Below are 20,341 nucleotides of genomic sequence, written 5' to 3' on the forward strand. Positions count from 1 at the left end.
CGTAGCGTTCAGACCAGGCCCGGCGCCCCGGCCGCGGCACTGAGGAAGGAGTCTTCATGAGACTGGTCTGGCAGCTCCTGGCGGTGGCGGCGGTCGCCCTCGTCGGCGGGCAGGCGACGATGGCGTTCGAGGACCACCAATGGCTGACCCTGGCGATCGGACTCGCCACGGTCGCGGCCTCGATCCTCGTCTACCGGTGGATCGTCAAGCTGACCGAGCGCCGCGACGTCGTCGAACTCGGCCGCGAGGGCGCCTGGTCCAAGACCGGCTGGGGGACGCTCCTGGGCGTCGCGCTGTTCAGCTCCGTCATCGTGAACCTCGCCTTCCTCGGATACTACGAAGTGGACGGCATCGGCACGCCCGAGGCCATGATCGGCCTGTTCGGCTTCATGGCCGCCGCCGCCGTGACCGAGGAGATCATGTACCGCGGCGTCCTGTTCCGCGTCATCGAGCAGTGGTGGGGGACCTGGCTCGCGCTGGCCTTCACCAGCCTCCTGTTCGGATTCGCGCACATCATCAACCCCAACGCCAGCCTGTGGGGCGCCGTCGCCATCACCATCGAGGCCGGCGGCATGCTCGGCGCCGCCTACATCGCCACCCGGAACCTGTGGGTCCCCATCGGCATCCACTTCGGATGGAACTTCGCGGCCTCGGCGATCTTCAGCACCGAGGTCTCCGGCAACGGCACCCCCCAGGGCCTGCTCGACGCCGCCACCTCCGGCCCGATGCCGGTCTCCGGCGGCGACTTCGGCCCCGAAGGCAGCCTGTACTCCGTCGTCTTCGGCGTCGTGACGACCATCGTGTTCCTCTGGGTGGCGAAGCGCCGCGGCCACCTGGTGCCCCTCCGGCGCGCCGCCCGCGCCGAGGCCGTCGCTAGACTGCCCCGGTGATGGATCTTCGGCGGATCCCCCAGCTGTGGCGCCGACTCGACGTCACGGTCCGGGACCTCCCCTTCGGACTGCTCCTCGCCGTCGTCTCGTTCATCCCCGCCTTCCGCGGCTACGAGACGCAGGTCGGCGACCTTCCATCGAGTCCCTTCGGCCCCATGACGGTCGTGGTGGTCGCCCTCCTGACCCTCCCGCTGGCCGTGCGCCGCCGCCGGCCCGCGGCCAGTCTGGCGCTCGTCTCGCTCGGATTCCTCATCGCGACCCTCGGCACCTACCACACGGTCGCCGGGACCGCGATCGCCTTCGCGCTCATCAGCGCGGGCGCCCACCTGGAGCACCACCGCCGCACCGCCGTGGCCGTCCTGACGGCCGTCTACATCGCCGTCGTGTTCGCGCTCATCGGCCTCGGGTCCACCGAAGGCGCCAGCGACTTCGCCCTCTTCTACGTCCTGACGGCCGTCGCCTGGGGCATCGGGGCCTGGCTGCGCCGCACCCGCGCCGCCGAGGCCGAGCGCCGCCGCCTCGTCGCCGAGGCCACCCGCACCGCCGAGCGCACCCGCATCGCCCGCGAACTCCACGACGTCGTGACCCACCACGTGACCGCGATGGTCGTGCAGGCCGAGGCGGCGCGGTACCTGACCGCCGCGCCCGAGCGCCTCGACCAGGCCCTGACGGCCGTCAGCGACACCGGCCGCCGCGCCACCACCGACCTGCGGCACCTGCTCGACCTGCTCAACCCCGACCACGGCCCCGAGGCCAGGACGCCGCCGGTGGGCAGGCTGCTGACGCTCGTGGAGCAGACGAGGCGGGCCGGGCAGCCGGTGGAGTTCTCCGAGGAGGGCACGCCCGCCGAGTCGACCGGCAGCGCCGACCTCGTGGCCTACCGGGTCGTCCAGGAGAGCCTGACGAACGCCCTCAAGTACGCCCACGGCAGCCGCACCGAGGTGCGGGTCCGCCACCGGCAGAAGGAGATCACCGTGGAGGTCAGCACGGACGAGGTGGCCGCGCAGCCCGCGGTCCGCGGCGGGAGCGGGCGGGGCCTGGCGGGCCTGCGCGACCGCGTCGACGTCCTCGGCGGCGAGTTCAGCGCCGACCGGCGGACGGACGGCGGCTTCCTCGTGCGGGCGCGCATCCCCGCCGGGAGCGCCTCGTGACCGACCCGATCCGAGTCCTCGTCTGCGACGACCAGATGCTGATCCGCACCGGCCTGGTGACGATCATCGACGCCCAGCCGGACCTCGAGGTGGCGGGCGAGTGCGGGGACGGGAAGGCCGCGGTCGAGCTCGCCGAGCGGCTGCGCCCGGACGTCGTCGTGATGGACGTGCGCATGCCGGTGCTCGACGGCATCGAGGCCACCCGCCGCCTCGCCGGGTCCTCGGTGCCGAACCCCGCCAAGGTGCTCGTGGTGACGACGTTCAATCTGGACGAGTACGTCTACGAGGCGCTGCGCGCCGGGGCGAGCGGCTTCCTGCTCAAGGACGCGCCTCCCTCCCAACTGCTGCACGGGATCCGCACCGTCGCCATGGGAGCGGCGCTCCTGGACCCCGAGGTGACGCGCCAGCTCGTCGGCAAGTTCGCCGCCCGCATCCGGCCCGCCGAGGAGACGTCGCCGGAGACGCCGCTGACCCCGCGCGAGATGGAGGTCCTGCGCCTCATCGCCGACGGCCTCTCCAACGGCGAGATCGCCGCGGCCCTGGTGATCAGCCAGGAGACCGTGAAGACCTTCGTCTCGCGCATCCTCGCCAAGCTCGGCCTGCGCGACCGCGTCCAGGCGGTCGTCTACGCCTACCGCCGGGGCCTGGTGAACTGAGCTCAGGCCCCGCGGCTCACGGCGACCTCGCGCTCCAGACGGGACAGCTTCTCGGGGTTGCGCACGACGTAGAGTCCGGCGACGAGGCCCTCGGCGACGCGCACCGCCATGACGGAGTCGACCTCGGTCTCGCCCTCGCGCCGGACGAGCAGCGCCAGGCGGCCGTTGACCTGGGCCGGTCGCAGACGCGCGTCGGTGACGCCGCGCAGCACGGCCGCGACGGCCTCGGCCCCCGTGATCGGCGCCAGCGCGGCCCGCACGAGACCGCCGCCGTCGGTCAGGAGGACCACGTCCGGCGAGAGGACGTCGAGCAGCCCTTGGAGATCGCCGGTCTCGACCGCCCGCTGGAAGGCGTCGAGCGCCCGTTCGGCCTCGGCGGCGGAGACGGTGGCGTGCGGTCGCCGTGCGGCGACGCGGGTCCGGGCCCGGTGGGCGATCTGGCGGACGGCGGCGGGGGTCTTGTCGACGGCGCGGGCGATGTCGTCGTAGCCGAGGTCGAAGACCTCTCTGAGGACGAAGACCGCCCGTTCGGTGGGGGCGAGGGTCTCGAGGACGAGGAGCATCGCCATGGAGACGCTGTCGGCGAGCTCGACGTCCTCGGCCACGTCGGGCGCGGTCAGCAGCGGCTCGGGCAGCCACGGGCCCACGTACGACTCTCTGCGGCGGCTGAGCGAGCGCAGCCGCATGAGCGCCTGCCTCGCGGTGATCCGCACCAGGTACGCGCGCCGGTTGCCGACGCCGCCGAGGTCGACTCCCGCCCACTTCAGCCAGGTCTCCTGAAGGACGTCCTCGGCGTCGGCGGCCGAGCCGAGGATCTCGTAGGCCACGGTGAACAGCAGGTTCCGGTGGGTCAGGAACACCTCGGTGGCGGGGTCCGGGCGGTCCGCGCGATCGTCGGGCGCCGCGGGCGGTGTGCCGTCCATGGGTGGTTCCTCCTGTCGCTCGACGGTATCGCCCATCAGATGCCGGCCGCCGTGGGTCCGTGACACCGGGGCGCCGTGCCGTTCGTCACGGGGCAGCGGTGTCACGAAGCCGGGCCCACCGGCATCCCATGTCCGTCAAGACGTCGCGCGGACGGTCCGCGCGGCCCGCAACGCCGCAAGTGAGGACGAGACCATGGAACAGCGTTTGGACATGTTCGGCAACGCGCTCGGCGCGAGGATCAGCAAGCGGTTCGCCGCCGTCAGCGCGGCGGTCCTGGAGGCGTCGCTGCCGAAGACCCTGGTGGAACTGGTGCTGCTGCGCGTCAGCCAGATCAACGGCTGCGGTTTCTGCGCCGACGCCCACACCAAGGAGGCCGCGGCCGCCGGTGAGAGCGCGGTCCGGATCAACCTGGTCGCCACCTGGCGCCATGCCTCGGTGTTCACCGAGGCCGAGCGGGCCGCCCTGGCGCTCGCCGAGGAGGGCACCCGGATCGCCGACGCGGCCGGCGGCGTGTCCGACCGGACCTGGGCGCTGGTGCGCGAGCACTACGACGAGGACCAGACCGTCGCGCTGGTCTACCTGGTCGCCATGATCAACGCGGCCAACCGGCTCGGCGTGATCTGCAACCAGGTCGGCGGCTCCTACGAGCTGGGGGCCCTCGCCGCGGCGTCGAGCTGACCGCGCGCCGCCCTCCGTCGCCCGTCATGCCGTCGCCACTTGAGGGCGGCGAGGGCGACGGCCGCCGAGAGGATCTCGCCGACGGCCAGGCCGATCCACACGCCGGTGACGCCCGCGGCGCCGAAGGCGAGGACGGCGGGGATCTTGACGGCCACGAGCGTGCCGATCGAGATCACATAGGACGGCATGGGCCTGCCGAGCGCCTGGAAGTACGCCGACACCAGCGGCGGCAGGCCCGCCACGGCGAAGGAGGCGGCGATCAGCCGCAGCGCCGTCTCGGCCTCCGGCGAGGGCGCGCCGAGCAGGGCCGTGGTCACCGGCCCGGCGAACAGCGCCGCGGCCGCGGCGGCGACCGCGCCGTAGACCAGCGTCGCGCGCAGCGCCAGGCTCCTGGCGCGCAGCACCCGCTCGCCGCGCCCGGCCCCGGCGTTGTAGCCGACGATCGGCTGCATGCCCATGCCGATGCCCAGCTGCGGCATGGTCGCGAAGGTCTGGACGCGGGCGCACACCGCGTAGGCGGTGACCGCCGCGGCCGCGCCGAGCCCGGCGAGCATGCCGTTCACGACGGCCGTCAGCAGCGTCGCGCCGAGACCGGCCATCATGGACGGCGAGCCGACGGCGAGGAGCGCGCGGATCGTCGGCCAGCGCGGTCGCAAGTGGACCAGTCGCACCCGGTAGGGCCGCTCCCGCTGGACGAAGAAGAACCACATGCTCATCGCGGTCGAGACCGCCTGCCCGCCGATCGTGCCGAGCGCCGCGCCCCGCACGCCCATGTCGAAGCCGAAGACCAGCAGCGCCTCGAGCGCGATCTGGACGAGGATGGGCACCACCCAGGTCATGGTCGCGAAGCGCATCCGGCCCTCGGCGCGGATCAGGCTGGAGAAGCCGGTGCCCACGAGCGTCCCGGCCAGGATGACCACCGCGTAGTCGCGGGCGTAGGGGCGCATCTCGCCGTGCGCTCCGAGGAGGTCCAGCAGCGGTTCGAGGGCTGCCAGGCCCGCGACGGCGACGGCGACCGCCCCGGCCCAGAACACGATGAACGCGCTGCCCGCCGCCCGCGCGGCCCCTTCGGCGTCCCCCGCGCCGAGCCGCCGCGACACCAGGGAGGCGCCGCCGGAGCCGACCGTCGTCGACAGCGCCCCGAGCGCGAGCACGACCGGCGCGACGAGGTTGACCGCGCCCATCGCGGCGGGGCCGACGCCGTGGGCGACGAACCAGGCGTTGGTGAGCGCGTAGATCCCGTAGACGCCCACCGACATCGTCGACTGGGACGCGTTGTGCCACAGCAGCCGCCCGACCGGGCGCTCGCCGAGCGCTTCGATGCCGTCGACCGCGGTCCGCGCCATGGCCGCTACCGGGCCGTGAGCGCGGTCGGCTCGGCGCTTCGCCGGTGATCGGTGACGTTCTCCATCAATGAACCTCGGTCGGGGGGCGGGGCGGACGCCGTCGCGGATGTCCGATTCGTTCAAGACTAAAGCGCTTCTCGGGCCATAGCCTCGGCTCATGGCACGCATCACCGACACCATGATCGAACGGTCCGCCGAGTTCATCTGGCTGACCGGCGGCGTCCTCGACCAGCGCCGGATGGCGCTGTTCTCGGGGAGCGGGAGCCGCGAGGCGGCGCTGGCCGCCCTCGCCGCCCACCGCACGGACGACGGCGGCTACGCCTTCGCGCTCGAACCCGACGTCAAGGGCCCTGAGCCGCAGCCGATCGCGGCCATGACCGCCCTGGCGCTCCTCGACGAGATCGGCGCGCTCGACCAGGGGACGGCCGCGCCGATCTGCGACTGGCTCGCGCGCGTCACCGCCGCCGACGGCGGCGTCCCCGACCTGCTCCCCACGATCGACGCCTACCCCCGGCCGCCGTGGGTGGCCGCGCCCCCGCAGGACCGGGGCGGCCTGCTGACCACGGCCCGCACCGTCGGCCTGCTCCTCAAGCACCGCATCGACCATCCGTGGATCGAGGGCGCGACCGCCTTCTGCCGCGAGGCGATCGGCGCGATCGAGGCCACGCACCCCTACGAGGTCCTCAGCGTGGGCGTCTTCCTCGACCACGTCCCGGACCGCCCGTTCGCGCGCGCCGCCTCGAAGCGCCTCGGCGAGCTCGTCCGCGACATGCGCCTGGTCCTGCTGGACCCGGCGAACCCCGAGGGCGTGCCCTCGCCGCCCGGCTACGCCGAGGAGGAGTTCAGCTTCGCCTGCGACTTCGCCCCTTCGCCGCGCAGTCTCGCGGCCGAGTGGTTCAGCGAGGCCGAACTGCGCACCTCCCTCGACCATCTGGCCGCCGAGCAGCGCGAGGACGGCGGCTGGCCGATCCACTACCGGCTCTGGAGCCCCGCGATCGAGCAGCAGGCGCGGCCGGGGTTCACGCTGGTGGCGCTGCACGTGCTGCGCGCGTGGGATCAGGCGGCCTGAGCGGCGAGCGCGCGCGGCGTCGCGCCCGACCAGCGCCGCACCTGGCGGCTCAGGTGCGCCTGGTCGGCGTAGCCGGCCTCGGCCGCGACGCGGGCCCAGTCCACTTCGGGGCCCGAGGCCGCCATGGCGCGGCGGAACCGCAGGACCTGCTCCAGCGTCTTCGGGCCGTAGCCGACCGCCGACACGACGCGGCGGCGCAACTGGCGCTCGGAGAAGCCGAGCTCCCAGGCCATGCCGGCGACGGAGGGAAGCCGGGGGCGGTCCAGCGCCTCGGCGACGGCGACCGCGACCCGGTCGGGGCCGTACCGGCCCAGGCGGGCGCTCAGCGCACCGGCCAGGGTCTCGGCGACGCGCCACGGCTCGGGCTCGGCGGCGAGCCGCCCGGCCAGGCGGCGGGCCTCGTCCCCCCAGAGCCGGTCCAGGCCGGGCTGGGCGTCGAGCACCGCCGCCGCGGGCGTCTCGCCGAGCAGCAGCGGCGCGGCGCCGGGCCGCAGCCGCACCCCGGCGATGCGCTCGCCCGCCTCGAGCCGGACCCGGCGGTGCGCCGAGTCGGGACCGGCGACTTCGAGGCGCCCCCGCATCCAGATGAGGTCCACGCACCCGTCGGGGACGACGCGGCTCTCGGCCGCCCCCTCCTCGGGGACGCGGCGGACCCACAGGCAGGGCGCCCAGGCGCCCAGCGCCCCCGGTGCGGCGCGCTCCTCATAGGCCGATCGGACCGCCATGCCTCCACGCTAGCGCGGGGGTCCGACCGGTGCTCACGTGTAGTGCCGCGCCGCCTCGCGGAGGGCGGCCACGAAGGCCGCCGTCGCCGGGGGATCGGGCGGCTCGCCGTAGGTGACGAGGTGGACCCGTCTGCGGAAGTGGTCGATCACGGTCGCCTCGACGTCGGCGCGGCGATGGGTCCGGAGCGCGAGGCCCGGGTTGGTGGTCACGCCCAGCCCCGCCGCGACCAGCGACTGCTGGACGATGATGTCGTCGCTGGTGTACGCGATGTCGGGCGTGAAGCCGACCGCGCCGCACGCGTCCAAGAGCTCTCGCCGGCAGCGGGCGCAGCCGGCGATCCACGCGGAGTCGCGGTGGTCGAGCAGCGTCTCGCCGGCCCGGAGGCCGACCAGGTACATCGGGTCGTCGAACAGGTGCGTGCCGTTGACGTCGTCGGGCGGCTCGTCGTCGTAGCGGAAGACGACGGCGGCGTCGACCTCGCCCGCGCGCAGCTTCGCGAGCGCGATCTCGGGGTGGCATTCGATCAGGTTCAGTTCGACGCCGGGGTGGTCGCGGCGCATGACGGCCGTCGCCTCGGGGACCAGTAGCGCCAGCGCCGACTGGAAGCCCGCGAAACGCACCCGCCCGGTCCGCAGGCCCACCATCTCCCCCAGTTCGGCCTCGGCCGCGTCCACGCGGCCGAGGATCTCGGCGGCGCGCCGCGCCAGCATCTCGCCCTCCGGCGTGAGCCGGATGCCGCGGCCCACGCGCTGGACCAGCCGCGCCCCGGTCTCGGCCTCGAGCCTGGCGAGGTGGTGGCTGACGGACGGCTGCGCGTAGTGCAGGTGCTTCGCGGCCTTGGTGATCGAGCCGTGCGCGGCGACCGCCGCGAGGACGCGGAGCCGCACGATATCAAGCATTCATCGACTGTATCTATAGGTTTCCACGAGTACTGGCATTGGACTGATGAATCGATCGGAGGGATCCTGATCCCATGGACGCATTCACGATCAGCGCACCGCCCGCGCTCACCGACATCACCCGGATCGGCGGCACCCGCCGCTCCCGCGAGCCCGTCGACGCCGAAGGCCGGAGGTGAGCGGTTCCATGGCGCTGAAGCGACTGGACCACGTCGGCATCGTGGTCGAAGACCTCCCGGCCGCCATCGCGTTCTTCGTCGAACTCGGCATGGAGCTGGAGGGCGAGGCGACGGTCGGGGGCGAGTGGGCGGACCGGCTCACCGGACTGGANGGACTCCAGTCGGACATCGCCATGCTGCGGACCCCGGACGGCCACAGCCGGGTCGAGCTGTCGACGATCCGCAGCCCGGCTCCCACCGGCCGCGCCCCGTGGGANCCGGTGAGCACGCCGGGCATCCCCCGGCTCGCGTTCGTCGTCGACAGCGTCGACGAGGTCTTCGAGCGGCTGCGCCCCCACGGCGCCGAGCTCGTGAGCGAGATAGTGGAGTACGAGGACATCTACCGCTACGGCTACGCCCGCGGCCCCGCCGGCGTCATCGTCGGGCTGGTCGAGGAACTCCGCTGAACCGGGCCTGCCGGTGATGGCGGAGGAGGACGCCGGTCTCGTGCCGCGGGCACCCCGCGGCTAGCCGGCGTTCGCGGCGGTCTCCCACTCGAAGCCGTCGGGGTCGGCGAAGGGCTCGGTGTCGCCGCCGACGACGAGCCGGTGGGAGCCGCCGCCCTCGGCGTCGACGCCGACGGTCTTGGCCAGGCCCTTGCGCTTGTACATCGCCAGCGTGACCTCGCCCGGCCGCGAGGCGAACTCGATGTACTTGCTGCCGTAGCTCTTCTCGACCGCGAGGCCGTGGTCGACGTAGAACTGCTTGCTCGCCTTCATGTCGGAGACGCCCAGCAGCAGCACGATGTCGTCGATCTCGCCGCTGTCGGGCCCGGTGTCCTTCTTCGCGGAGGTCGCCACCTGCCAGACCGTCCCGTCGGGGGCCCTGAGGACGCTGCCGTGGCCCCACATCGACTTCGTGACGGGCTTGATCGACTCGGCGCCGGCGTCCATCGCGGCGTCGTAGAGCCGGTGGACTCCGGCGGGCTGGGAGACGATGAGCGAGAGCGTGAATCCGCGGAAGCCGCTCGTCGGGGCCTCCGACTCGCGCAGGGCCAGCCGGTCCCCGAGGCCGAAGGCGGTGTCGTAGAACGTGCGGGCGGCCGCGATGTCGGCCGTCTCGAGCGTGATGGTCTTGATGGAAGTCATGGTCACCACGTTAGATTCGCCGCGTGGCCTGCGCTTCTCGATTCCTGACCGGTCGGTCCTCTTTTCCCGGCCGCCGGATTCCGCCCTGGGCGTAACGGGCGGAATCCGGCGACTCGCCCGCCATATGATGAGGCATGGCCGAGACTCTTCCCCCAGCACAGCCGCCGACCGAGCAGCCGCCGACGGACGGGGCGCCGGACCGCCCGCGCGAACCCGAGGACGGCTGCCGCGAGCCGCTGTGGCGCGACGCGCTCGGCCACTGCCTGCGCGACCGCCGCCGGGAGCGCGGCGAGAAGCTGTCCGACACCGCGAGCCGGGCCGGCATCTCGCCGCAGTACCTTTCGGAGATGGAACGCGGCGTCAAGGACCCGTCGAGCGAGATGATCGCCGCCGTCGCGGGCGCCCTGGACCTGACGCTCGCCGACCTGGCGATCGCCGTGGCCGAACGCACCCGCGCCCCGCAGTTCACCGCCTACGCCGCGATCGGCGCCCGGGCGGCCTACGCGCTGGCGGCCTAGCCGCGCCTCACCGCTCCTCCATGACGTGGTCGATGAGCCCGTACTGCTTCGCCGCCTCGGCGGTGAAGACGCGGTCCCGGTCGGTGTCGACGCGCAGCGCCTCCGGCGTCTGCCCGGTGTGGCGCGAGAGGATGCCCTCGATCTCGCCGCGCACGCGCACGACCTCGTCGGCCTGGAGGATGAGGTCCGGGATCGGCCCGCGACCCTGGGCCGCGGGCTGGTCGAGGACGATGCGCGCGTGCGGCAGCGCGGCCCGCTTCCCCGGCGCCCCCGCCGACAGGAGCACGGCCCCGGCCGCGACGGCCTGGCCCACGCACGTGGTCGCCACCTGCGGCTTGATGTAGCGCATCGTGTCGTACACGCCGAGCATCGCGCTCGGGTCCCCGCCCTCGCAGTTGACGTAGAGCTGGACGTCGCGGTCGGGGTTGTCGGCCTCCAGGTGCAGCAGCTGCGTGATCAGCGCGTTCGCGACGCCCGTGTCGATGGGCGTGCCGAGGTAGACGATCCGCTCGCTGAGCAGGTGCGAGTAGACGTCCATGACCCGCTCGCCGCGCGGGTGCTGCGTGATGACGTTGGGAATGGTGTAGGTGCTCATCGCGAGGCTCCTTCGGAGGTGAGGCCGATGCCGATGTTGCGGCGGCTGTGCGGGGCGATCTCGTCGAAGGAGCTCGCCACGGCGTCGATGAAGCCGTAGTCGAGCGCCTCCTTCGCCGTGTACCAGCGGTCGCGCAGCGAGTCCTCGAAGATCCGCTCGATGCTCTGGCCGGTGTCCTCGGCGATGATGCCGAGCACCGTGTCGCGGGTGTGCCGCAGGTCGTCGGCCTGGAGTTCGATGTCGACGGCGGCGCCGCCGATCCCCGAGGAGCCCTGGTGCATCAGGACGCGGGAGTGCGGCAGGGCGCGGCGTTTGCCCTTCGCGCCCGCCGACAGCAGGAACTGGCCCGCGCTGCACGCGATGCCGAGAGCCAGTGTGGACACATCACAGGGGATGATCCGCATGACGTCGCGGATGGCCAGCATCGAGGGGACGGACCCGCCCGGCGAGTGGATCCACAGCGCGATGTCGGCCTTGGCGTTCTCCGCGGCGAGGCTCATCAGCTGGGTCGCCAGCAGGGTGCCGTTGTCGTCGGTCAGGACGCCGTCGAGCACGAGGACGCGCTGCTGGTACAGCTCGCGCCTCGCGCGGTCGTCGAACAGCGGTGGTCTGGTGTCTTCGCTCATGCCACCACGGTGCGTCCGCGCGCGCCCGGCCCGCCACCGAATCCGCCCTGAGCGGATCCGCTCAGAGCAGCGTGGCTCTCCGCGGCCCGGTCAGCGCAGCGCGGAGGCGTCGAGCACCAGGACGGTGCGGTCGGCGTTCAGCACCGCCACCGTGGTCCCCGCGAGCGCGACCTGCTCGGGGACCTCCGTGCCGAGCCTGTACAGCGCGGTCCGCTCGCCGGTGGCGATGTCCGTCGCATAGAGACAGTAGATCGTCTCCTCGTCGTACTCGGTGATGTGGGAGACGGCGAGGCCGCCGCGGACCGCCCGGGTCTGGAGGGAGAGGTCCATCTCGTCGTCCTCCTCCCCGGCGATCAGGCCGCCGGTGAAGTCGAGCAGCCGCGTCGTGTCGACGGTCTCGAAGACCTGCTCGCCGTAGACCATGCCGTCCGGGGCGGTGTACCAGTTCTCCTCGAAGGCCCAGTCGACGGAGCGCGACCACGCCTCGAGCCCGCTGTCGATGTCGACGGCGATGGTCCGGTACCGCTCGTTGTCGTTGTCGTGCTGGATCGCGGCGCAGACCAGCCTCGGGCCGCACGGCTTGACGTGCGCGATGTCGTTCCCGGCGTCGAGCGGGAGCTCCCACGCCTGGCCGAAGTCGTCGAGCGAGCGGGCGGCCAGGACGGCGCGCCCCGGTGAGGCGTCGTCCGAGAGCCTGCCGATCGCCAGGCCCTCGAACGCGGTCCAGACCGACGGGGTGAAGGGGAGCTCGCCGCTGCCTGCGGCCTCGCCGCTGTCGGCGTCGCGGACGCTGCCGGTGCCCTCGTCGGGGACGAGGTCGACGAGCCGCGTTCCCGCGGTGAGGTTGTCGTACAGGGACCACGAGTCGGGCGGCACGAGCCCGGTCCCCTCTTCGGCCTCGCCGTCGTCCCAGAGGGTCTCGGCCCTGATGCGCTCGTCATCGCTGCTGAACAGGTCGTAGGGCCCGCTTTCGCTCCACACCTCGTCGCCGGTGGCGAGGTCGATGCGGATCACGGCGTTCTCCTCGAAGGCCTCGCGCTGTTCGACGACGAGCTCCCCGCCGTAGTAGGCGACGTCGCGGCGGTTCTCCCACGGCTGCTTCCACAGCAGCTCGCCGTCGGCGAGGGACACGACCGCGCGCATGTACTGGCCCTCGTCGGTGGCCGACTCCTCGGCGTCGACGACGAGGTACTCGCCGACGGCGGTCAGGTGCAGCGCGGTCGGTTCGAGCTCGTAGGTCCCGGTCCAGGCCTGCTCGCCTCCGGCGGCGCTCAGCGCGGTGACGACCGTCTCCTGGCTGCCGACCTCGGCGACGAGCACCATCTCCTCGGTGGCGGTCACGGCGGCGACGCCGTCGCCGGTGAGCGCCCGCTCATAGACCAGCCGCAGCTCCGCCTCGTCGGCGCCGGTCTGCCCGCCGGCGGCGTCGCCGACGCCGAGGCCCTCGGTGAGGCCGTCCAGGCCGCCCCAGTCGTTCACGCGGTAGACGATGACGATCGTGGCGATGAGCGCGACGGTCAGCGCCCACGACAGGAGGGCGAGCGTGCGGGTACGGGGCGGCTGGAAGGAGGGCGCGACGACCGGCGGCGACGGCTCGGCGGGCGGCGTCGTCGGCGGCGTGGTCGGCCGTGTGCCCGGTGATGCGGTCGGCGGCTCGGACGGCTCGGCCGCGCCGTCCGGCTCGGCCGCCTTTGGCGGCTCGGCGGCGGGAGGCGAGACGGACTCGGCGGCCTGCTCGGCAGGAGGCGCGGTCGACTCCGCGGGCGGCGTGTCCGCTTCGGCGGGCGGCGGGGACGGCTCCGCCGCCGGCGGCGTCGGAGGGAGGTCGAGCCGCGTCGGCGGTCCGTCGTCCCGGTCCGGCACCGGGTAGGGCGCGTACTCGATCGGGCCCAGCGGGTCGGCGGCGGCCTCCGGCTCCGGCTCGTCGGGCTCCTCGTACAGCAGCGCGCCGTAGGCGACCGGCAGCTCCGGCTGCTCGGGCACGGACGGGGCGATGCCGAGGCGGGCGTGCAGGCGGGTGGCGACGTTCGGCATCCGGCTGGCGCCGCCGACGAGGAGCAGCACCGACGGTTCGGCCCCGGAGCGCTCCAGCGTCCGGCGGGTCTCGTCCACGGCGCGGGCGATGAGCGGGTCGGCCAGGCCCGTCAGCTCGTCGCGGGTCAGGTGGAGGTGTATCGCGTCCTCGCCCGGCACGGCCACCGGTGCGGTGGAGGACCGCGAGAGCATCTCCTTGGCGGCGCGCACTTCGGACCAGAACGCCTGGCGGAGGCGGCGGTCGGCCGCGCTGGAAGGCCGGTCTATGCGCCGCCAGCGCTCGGAGTCCCGTTCGGCGACGATGCGGCCCAGGTGGGTGACGAGCAGGTTGTCGACGTCCAGGCCGCCGAGGTCGTCGAGCCCGCCGACGGCGAGCGTGCGCCAGCCGGGGCGGCCGGGCGCGTCGCACTGGACGACCGCGACGTCGAAGGTGCCGCCGCCGAAGTCGAACACGGCGACGCTGCCGCCCTCGGGGACCTCCTGCTCCAGTTCCCGTGTGCAGTAGGCGGCCGCGGCGATCGGCTCGGCGAGCATGCGCACGGGGCCGAGCCCTGCCGCGGCGGCGGCCCGCTCCAGCAGTGAGCGGCGCACCGGCCCCCAGTCCGCCGGGTGGGTGAGGACGACCTCGGTGGGGCGGATGCCCGAGCCCTCGGCCTCCTCGGCGACGCGGCGCAGGACGGTGGCGAGGAGGTCCTCCACCGGGATCTCCTGCTCGCCGAGCAGGACGTGCCCGTCGTCGACGCGCCGCTTGGGGTGCGGTTCGAAGCGGTCGGGCTCAGTGGCGGCCAGGCGCTGCGCATCGCGTCCGGCGTGGAGGGTTCCGGCGGTGTCGAGGAAGACGCCGGAGGGCAGCAGCGGCGAGCCGTCGAACAGCAGCGAGCGGGGACGCTGGGAGCCGCGGGCGACGACGGCGACGGTGTGGGTGGTGCCGAGGTCGACGGCCAGCCGAGTGGGGGGCAGAGGCACACCGCGAGAATACCGCGACGCCGCCCGGCTCGGAGGGCTCGCGGTCACGCCCTGAAGTCGTAGTCGAGGTAGCGGGCCTCGTCGCCGGTGGTGGCGTAGAGCAGCACTTCGCGCCCCGTGTCGTATATCTCGGCGGGGGGTTCGAAGACGATCTGGAACGCGGTCAGGTCGGCCGGGACCGCGAAGGTCACCGTGAAGTACCGCCCCAGCCCGGCCGTGTCCGGATCATCGGTTTCGCGCTGCTCGTCGCGGTAGTCGACGTCCTGTGGGGCGATCGTCCCGGCGTCGGTGCTGATCCACATCTGGTTCGCGGGGTCGTAGGGCCAGTTCAGGTTGTGCGCGGGAATCTCGATCAGGTGGTCGAACTCGACGGTGATGAGCGCGAGTTCCGGATCGCACAGGTACCCTTCCTCCTCGCCGAAGACCGCCCTGGTGGCGATGAGCTCGTAGCTGAGCACGGCGTCGTCGATGGTCCAGTAGCCGTCGCCGGAGGCCAGGTGCATGTCGCCCTCGAACTCGGCGGTGCGCTCGCCGAACACGCCGTGGTAGTAGGCCGCGACCTGGTCGGCGATCTCGCCGGTGACGAGGTCGAGGGTCTGGGTGCGCTCGGCGTCGGTGACGCTGACCGTCGCCTCGCCTTCCGCGGCTTCGCCGTCGACCACGGCCACGTAGGCCGTGTCGCCTTCGGGGACGCCGTCGGCCTCCCATGCCCCGCTGCCGAACGCGATTCCGGTCAGCACCGTGTGGGCGCTGTCCTCGGGCAGTTCGAACCTTCGTCCGTCCGAGGAGAAGTGCACCACCATGGCGCGCTCGGACTCCGACAGTTCGAGTTCCTCGCCGAGCAGGTCGGTGAGGAGCGGGGTCTGGCCGGAGTCGAAGAGGGCGACGCAGGAGACGCGCAGATCGAAGTGCGGGCCGCGCAGCGCGGTGGGCGCCGACTCCAGCAGTTCGGCCTCGCCGAGGCAGGCCTGCTCCTCGGTGGCGGTGACCGTGGCCGAGAACGGCTCCGGCTCGGCGCCGCCCGGCGGACCGGCGAAGAACCAGATCAGCGCGGCGGCGGCCACCACCGCGGCCGCGGCGCCCGACCACATGGCGATCAGGCGGCCCCGCCCGGACGGCCCCGTGTGCGGCGGCAGGACGGCCGTGGGCGCTTCGGGGGCCGCATCGGCCGCGTCGGCGTCGGCCGCGTCGGCGGTCGGGACGCCGGGTGTGGCCGCGCCTTCGGCGACGGCCAGCTCGGGCTGCTCGACGCCCACCGGCGCGATGTCGAGTTCACTGTGGATCATGCTCGACACCAGGGGCATCCGCGAGGCCCCGCCCACCAGGAAGACGTCGCCGAGGCGGTGGCCGCCCGCCTCTGCCGCGGCCTTGAGCCGCTTGAGCTCCCGGACCACCGGTTCGAGCAGCGGCCGGGCCAGGGTGTCGAGTTCGGACCGGGTGAGGTGGAGGCCGGCCTCGATGCCGGGGATCGAGATCGGCGCCACGGCCGTGCGCGACAGCATCTCCTTGGCCTCGCGCACCTCGCTCCACAGTGTACGTCTGTGGCGGCCGTGCTCGGTGGTCTCGGGGTGTTCGAGCCGGGACCAGACCTCCGGATGAGCGACGCCGACGGTCTCCCGCAGGTGGTCGACGACGGCGGCGTCGACGTCCACGCCGCCGAAGTCGTCCAGGCCGCCTTCGGCCACGATGGACAGGTTTTCGCCGCTGCGGACGAGCAGCGCGATGTCGACGGTGCCCGCTCCGACGTCGACCACGGCGAGCGCCTCGCCCTCGTCGAGGGTGTGGTCGAGGACCGCCTGGTAGTAGTGCGCGGCGGCCACCGGCTCGGTCACCACCGTCACCGGCGGGAACCCGGCCTTGGCCGCGGCCGAGACGAGCACCTCGCGCCGCTGCTCGCTCCAGGTCGAGGGGCAGGTCAGCACGGTCTCGGGGAGCGCCCCGGTGGTCTCGGCGCAGGTGGCGGCCACTCGGCGGAGCACGGCTGTGAACATGGCCTCGACGCTCACCTCGTGCTCGCCGAGGAGCACCGGGCCGCGCCCGATGTGCCGCTTGGGGTGCGGCTCGAAGCGGTCGGGGGCGCCCGTCGCCAGCCGGATCGCGTCGCGGCCGACGACGAGCTCGCCCGCCTCGTCGCGGAACACGCCGACGGGCAGGATCGGCTGGCCGTCGAACAGCAGGGGCCGCGTGCGCCCGTCGGGCCAGCGCAGCACGGCTACGGCGTGCGAGGTACCGAGGTCGACACTGAGGAGGTAGGAGGGGGACACCGTTCGAATATATCGCCGTCCCGCTGGCGCCGTTCGCTACCGAGTTCCGGCCTCAGCTCTCGCCGCCGCGCACGGTCTCATCACGACGCTCGCGCCAACGCTCCATATAGGGGTATGCGGTGTCGGTGGCGTGTACGGCGCGGACGGCGGCCACCGCGGGCGCGAGCGCGTGCGCGTCCGGGCCGTCGAGATTGTGCGCGAAGGGGAACGGATGCCGGGTGCCGAAGTCGTCCATCCACAGCAGGACGAGATCGCCGTCGGCCGCCAGCGTCTGGGTGGTGCGGCTGCCGCGCTCGTGGCGTTCGATCTCCCAGCCGCCCGCGGCGAGCGGCGTGGCGGTGAAGTCGGGATCGTAGCCCCAGTCCCACTTGCCCGTGTCGTAGCCGCGCGGCACGTCCTGCCTGCCGAGCCCGGTGAGCGCCTGGGAGAGGGCGGCGGGCGTCCACGGCGCGGGGAAGAAGCTCGCGAGGCTCACCTGGAGTTCGAGCCGGGTCAGATCGCCGGACTCCACCGGCTTCTGCGGCCAGGACCGCCCCAGCAGCTCGCAGAGGATCTTGGTGGACAGCGAAGGCGCGCCGTCGTCGATGAGCGCGACATGCAGTGCCAACATGCGCAGGTAGCGGCGGTGGTCGTCCGCGGTCGCGAACGGCGGCAGGGGGATGTCCGGAACGGAGGGCCGTCCCCAAGGAACGGTCGGGGAGAGGAAGGATCGCATCCCGCCAGTCTGCCGGGCGGTGCGCCTGCGACGGCGCACCGCCCGGTGTTTCTGCTCAGCTCTCGCAGGTTTGTTGGCAGGTGAACCAGACTATGGCTGCGGCTTCTTTGAGGCGGGGCGTGTGGTCGCGTTCGAGGACCCAGTCGCGGTGGGCCGTCTCGCACAGCCATAGTTCGGGTTCGCCGATGATGAGGCCGGTCATGTAGCCGATGAGGGCTGGTGTGCGGTCGGCGAAGGCGAGCCATAGGCGTGGGGCGCTGGCCATGGTGGCGAAGTTGACGGTGCGGTCGGCGATGGTGTGGGTGCCCAGGACGGTGAGCCGGTCGACCTCGATCGGGTGGGCGAGTTGGACGGTGAGCGGCAGGGCGTTCAGGGCGCGCAGGTAGCGGGATCGGATGCGGTCGGGTGCGGTGCGGGAGCGGCTCATGCCAGGCTGCCTCCGATCGCTGCGTGGCGGGCGTCGAAGGCCAGCTCCCAGGAGGCGATGTAGCCGTTGCCGGTGCGCGGCTTCGCCAGCGGCGGGTTCGCGGGGACGTGGCGCAGGCTCGGGGCCGGTTCGGCCGATGGCTCGGGTGCGTCCGGCTCGGGTGCGCCCGGTCGGGGCACGACTGGTCCGGTCGGTGGCTTGGGTGTGCCCGGGTCGGGCACGGCCGGTCCGGGTGCGGCCTCCTTTTTCGTGTGGTGGGCGCCGGTGAACAGGGCGATGATCCAGCCGAAGAGGAGAAGGATCGCGGCGGCGAGGCCGCCTTTACGGCTGCGTGTGGTGTGGGCGGCGGCCAGGGGTGCGGAGTCGACCAGCCAGCGGTCCCAGGCGTCTTCGCGCAGGCGCGAGAACCGGTAGGGCTCGTCGGTGTCCTCGGCTTCGGGCGCGGGTGCGGGTGGGAGCCAGCGGCGGCGGGGACCGGGGCCGGGGTTGGGGCTGGGTCGGTCGGGTTGGGTCGGGAGCTGCGGGATGCGGTTCGGCCGGGTGGGCGCTTCGGCCTCGGCTTCGGGCGGGAGGGGGTCGGGCAGTTCGCCGCGCCGGTGGCGACCGGTGCGGGTGTCGGGGTACCAGCCAGGGGAACCGTAGGGGCCGGGGTCGGCCGGGTCGTGGGGTTTGCCGCCGATTTCCCAGGTGTCGCCGGGCTGGTGGCGCAGGTGCGGCGGCTCATAGCGCGGTGAAGCGGGATCGGAGTCGGGGGCGGCGGTGTCGGTGCAGTCGGGGTCGTGCTGGTACCGGTAGGCGCCGGGCGTTGCCGGGTCGGGAGAGCCGTGGGGCAGGAACAGGCGGCGTCCGGCCCAGTCGTAGAAGCCCTCGCCGGGGATCTCGGTCAGGGGGCTGCCGGGGCCGTGTGCGTGTCGCTCGAAGGTGTTTTGCTCGGTTGCGCTGCGCCGATTTTGGCGTAGGCTGATGTGCACCATGGGAGGTTCGCCTCTCTGGTTGAGGAGGCGGGCCGCCGATCTGTTTGGCGATGGAAGGGCGGCCCGCCGTCCGTATTCGGTTGGTTCTATGGTTCGCGCACTGCGCGATTGGAGCACCATCGCATATCGGCGATGCCCGCGCAACCATCAACACGCGCGATCTTCCGATTCCAACGGCTACAGCGCGGTTATTGTGGTCACATCGAATTGGCGTAATGCAAAACTGTTCGAGGCGTTAGCAATCTGCATTGGGGAACTTGCTCAAGGCGCGGCCGAACTCGGTGCCCTGCAAGTAGCCCTCGACTTCATGCCTCAGGAGAGTGTCGACCCGGTCATGGCGGTGGTCGTCAAGGCCCTTGAAGCGATCGCGGACGCCGTTGCGGGGCGCCGCCACGAAGTCTTCGGGGTCTGCGATGTTGATCCACCGCTTGACACCTGGAGGCCGAGTTCCGAAGTCGTCAACCGGTGCCGGTGTCAGGCGGGGAAAGATCATCGGCATCGCCAGCGGCGAACCGAGGGTGATGAGCAGGGGCACTTCGGTCCGGTACTTCCAGAGCGCCTCGTAAGCGACGAGCGAGCCGAGGGAGTGCGCCACAACAACATCGGCTTCGTGGACGGCCGACCCGACCGTGGTCAGGACATGCTGCTTCGGCATGAAGTCGCCATCAACGCGGAGGAACGCGGCGACCTCGCGGAAGAACACCTCAAGGAACGCGACAGACGCCCGCTCGTTCCGCCCAAGCGCCCGAGCCATCTTTGCTGAGGCGGCATGCAAGGCGGAACGGATCGGCCCTTGCGGATATCGAGGTAGGTACTCGGAGACGTACTGAGCCCACATCTCCGCAGCATCATCATCGAGCTCGGCCGCGCCTTGCTTCCCTGGTGGCTGAAGATGATGAGCGTAATAGGCGACCTGCAAGTCGATCTCAGAAGCGGCAATAGAAAGGTGTTCCGACAAGCCGAGCGCACTCATCCACATCTCGGACTTCGCTTGAGCCGCATGAGTGGCCGAAACCAACTCCGGCTGATAATTACCTACCCCATGAACACCGACAACACGAATCATGATGCATCCTGCAAGCCAGTGTATTTGTAAGCCAATACCTCACCGTTCTCGCATCCTGCCACGATCCACCCTTCTTCGCTGAAGTCCACTGCGTTGCATGGGCTTGGCAATGTAATCGTCTCCACCGATGGCTGGTCAAGCCTCCTGAGGTCCCAGATGCGTACGGTCTGGTCCCAGCTGCCGGTGATGGCGATGGGGCGGTCGTTGAGGTGTCCGAACGCGACCGCGTTCACTCGGCCGCTGTGGCCGGCGAGGGTGTGGTATTGGATGCCGGTGACTAGGTCCCAGACTCGTACGGTCTGGTCATAGCTGGCGGTGATGGAGATGAGTCGGTCATCAAGGTGTCCGAACGCGACCGCGTTCACTCGGCCGCTGTGGCCGGCGAGGGTGTGGTATTGGATGCCGGCGTCGAGGGTCCATACCAACACGCTTCCATCGTCACTGCTGGTGATGGCGATGGGGCGGTCGTGGATGCGACCGAGTGCAACCTTGTTCACTGCGTCGGTGTGTC

At 72.3% G+C, this 20,341-nt stretch carries 21 protein-coding genes; 7 read left to right on the forward strand and 14 right to left on the reverse strand.

What is annotated here, in order from left to right; genetic code table 11:
* Positions 1-56 precede the first annotated feature (56 nt).
* From YWW_RS0102405 to YWW_RS0102415, 3 genes are read left to right on the forward strand one after another with little or no spacing between them, the layout of a single operon-like run.
* A complete protein-coding gene (locus YWW_RS0102405; RefSeq protein WP_026928840.1) occupies positions 57-890 on the forward strand; it encodes a CPBP family intramembrane glutamic endopeptidase in 834 nt (277 codons plus the stop codon).
* Complete coding sequence (locus tag YWW_RS0102410; RefSeq protein ID WP_026928841.1) at positions 887-2,041, forward strand: histidine kinase; 1,155 nt, start codon at positions 887-889, stop codon at positions 2,039-2,041. Before YWW_RS0102405 ends, YWW_RS0102410 begins: the two co-directional genes overlap by 4 nt.
* A complete protein-coding gene (locus YWW_RS0102415) occupies positions 2,038-2,697 on the forward strand; it encodes a response regulator (protein ID WP_026928842.1) in 660 nt (219 codons plus the stop codon). The genes YWW_RS0102410 and YWW_RS0102415 overlap by 4 nt, the downstream gene beginning before the upstream one ends.
* 2 nt (positions 2,698-2,699) lie before the next feature.
* On the opposite strand, the gene YWW_RS0102420 is transcribed toward YWW_RS0102415, so the two are convergent.
* Entirely contained in the window at positions 2,700-3,620 is a 921-nt protein-coding gene (locus tag YWW_RS0102420; protein ID WP_026928843.1) for an RNA polymerase sigma-70 factor, read from the reverse strand.
* Positions 3,621-3,813: 193 nt separating this feature from the next.
* On the opposite strand from YWW_RS0102420, the gene YWW_RS0102425 reads away from it, so the two are divergent.
* Positions 3,814-4,299: a carboxymuconolactone decarboxylase family protein gene (locus tag YWW_RS0102425; RefSeq protein ID WP_026928844.1), complete on the forward strand. Its 486-nt coding sequence runs from the start codon at positions 3,814-3,816 to the stop codon at positions 4,297-4,299.
* Here YWW_RS0102425 and YWW_RS27880 read toward each other — a convergent pair.
* A complete protein-coding gene (locus YWW_RS27880) occupies positions 4,263-5,645 on the reverse strand; it encodes an MATE family efflux transporter (protein ID WP_081687129.1) in 1,383 nt (460 codons plus the stop codon). The two genes, YWW_RS0102425 and YWW_RS27880, sit on opposite strands and share 37 nt — an antisense overlap.
* A gap of 157 nt (positions 5,646-5,802) precedes the next feature.
* Between YWW_RS27880 and YWW_RS0102435 the strand changes: the two genes are divergently transcribed.
* Positions 5,803-6,714: a hypothetical protein gene (locus YWW_RS0102435; RefSeq protein ID WP_026928845.1), complete on the forward strand. Its 912-nt coding sequence runs from the start codon at positions 5,803-5,805 to the stop codon at positions 6,712-6,714.
* Here YWW_RS0102435 and YWW_RS0102440 read toward each other — a convergent pair.
* Both YWW_RS0102440 and YWW_RS0102445 read right to left on the reverse strand, forming a co-directional pair.
* Positions 6,702-7,439: a helix-turn-helix domain-containing protein gene (locus YWW_RS0102440; RefSeq protein WP_026928846.1), complete on the reverse strand. Its 738-nt coding sequence runs from the start codon at positions 7,437-7,439 to the stop codon at positions 6,702-6,704. The genes YWW_RS0102435 and YWW_RS0102440 overlap by 13 nt on opposite strands.
* Before the next feature lie 33 nt (positions 7,440-7,472).
* The gene (locus YWW_RS0102445; protein WP_026928847.1) at positions 7,473-8,339 is read right to left on the reverse strand and encodes a LysR family transcriptional regulator; all 867 of its coding nucleotides are present in this window, start codon (positions 8,337-8,339) and stop codon (positions 7,473-7,475) included.
* A 187-nt stretch (positions 8,340-8,526) separates the two neighbouring features.
* On the opposite strand from YWW_RS0102445, the gene YWW_RS0102455 reads away from it, so the two are divergent.
* Positions 8,527-8,964 carry a VOC family protein gene (locus YWW_RS0102455; RefSeq protein WP_026928848.1) on the forward strand — a complete coding sequence of 146 codons (438 nt, stop codon included), beginning with the start codon at positions 8,527-8,529 and terminating at the stop codon, positions 8,962-8,964.
* Between the two features lie 60 nt (positions 8,965-9,024).
* On the opposite strand, the gene YWW_RS0102460 is transcribed toward YWW_RS0102455, so the two are convergent.
* On the reverse strand, positions 9,025-9,645 hold the full coding sequence (locus YWW_RS0102460) for a VOC family protein (RefSeq protein ID WP_026928849.1): 621 nt from the start codon (positions 9,643-9,645) through the stop codon (positions 9,025-9,027).
* Between the two features lie 134 nt (positions 9,646-9,779).
* Between YWW_RS0102460 and YWW_RS0102465 the strand changes: the two genes are divergently transcribed.
* Complete coding sequence (locus YWW_RS0102465; RefSeq protein ID WP_026928850.1) at positions 9,780-10,163, forward strand: helix-turn-helix domain-containing protein; 384 nt, start codon at positions 9,780-9,782, stop codon at positions 10,161-10,163.
* 7 nt (positions 10,164-10,170) lie between these two features.
* Here YWW_RS0102465 and YWW_RS0102470 read toward each other — a convergent pair whose 3' ends face one another.
* The 9 genes from YWW_RS0102470 to YWW_RS0102510 all read right to left on the reverse strand — a co-directional run.
* On the reverse strand, positions 10,171-10,758 hold the full coding sequence (locus tag YWW_RS0102470) for a ClpP family protease (RefSeq protein ID WP_026928851.1): 588 nt from the start codon (positions 10,756-10,758) through the stop codon (positions 10,171-10,173).
* The gene (locus YWW_RS0102475) at positions 10,755-11,384 is read right to left on the reverse strand and encodes a ClpP family protease (RefSeq protein ID WP_026928852.1); all 630 of its coding nucleotides are present in this window, start codon (positions 11,382-11,384) and stop codon (positions 10,755-10,757) included. Before YWW_RS0102475 ends, YWW_RS0102470 begins: the two co-directional genes overlap by 4 nt.
* A 90-nt stretch (positions 11,385-11,474) precedes the next feature.
* Positions 11,475-14,384: an Hsp70 family protein gene (locus YWW_RS33660; RefSeq protein ID WP_051325280.1), complete on the reverse strand. Its 2,910-nt coding sequence runs from the start codon at positions 14,382-14,384 to the stop codon at positions 11,475-11,477.
* Positions 14,385-14,428: 44 nt separating this feature from the next.
* A complete protein-coding gene (locus YWW_RS33665) occupies positions 14,429-16,648 on the reverse strand; it encodes an Hsp70 family protein (protein WP_051325281.1) in 2,220 nt (739 codons plus the stop codon).
* 52 nt (positions 16,649-16,700) lie between these two features.
* A complete protein-coding gene (locus tag YWW_RS0102490; protein WP_026928853.1) occupies positions 16,701-17,363 on the reverse strand; it encodes a hypothetical protein in 663 nt (220 codons plus the stop codon).
* A gap of 55 nt (positions 17,364-17,418) precedes the next feature.
* The gene (locus YWW_RS0102495; protein WP_026928854.1) at positions 17,419-17,790 is read right to left on the reverse strand and encodes a hypothetical protein; all 372 of its coding nucleotides are present in this window, start codon (positions 17,788-17,790) and stop codon (positions 17,419-17,421) included.
* Positions 17,787-18,764, reverse strand: a complete 978-nt coding sequence (locus YWW_RS0102500) for a hypothetical protein (protein WP_026928855.1) — start codon at positions 18,762-18,764, stop codon at positions 17,787-17,789. Before YWW_RS0102500 ends, YWW_RS0102495 begins: the two co-directional genes overlap by 4 nt.
* Positions 18,765-18,999: 235 nt before the next feature.
* Positions 19,000-19,830, reverse strand: a complete 831-nt coding sequence (locus tag YWW_RS33670) for a hypothetical protein (RefSeq protein ID WP_155829839.1) — start codon at positions 19,828-19,830, stop codon at positions 19,000-19,002.
* Positions 19,827-20,341, reverse strand: a 515-nt coding sequence (locus tag YWW_RS0102510; RefSeq protein WP_026928857.1) for a WD40 repeat domain-containing protein, incomplete at its 5' end; no start/stop codon positions are given. The genes YWW_RS33670 and YWW_RS0102510, both read right to left, overlap by 4 nt.

It is taken from the genome of Glycomyces tenuis DSM 44171, from assembly GCF_000427885.1.
Lineage (GTDB): Bacteria > Actinomycetota > Actinomycetes > Mycobacteriales > Micromonosporaceae > Glycomyces > Glycomyces tenuis.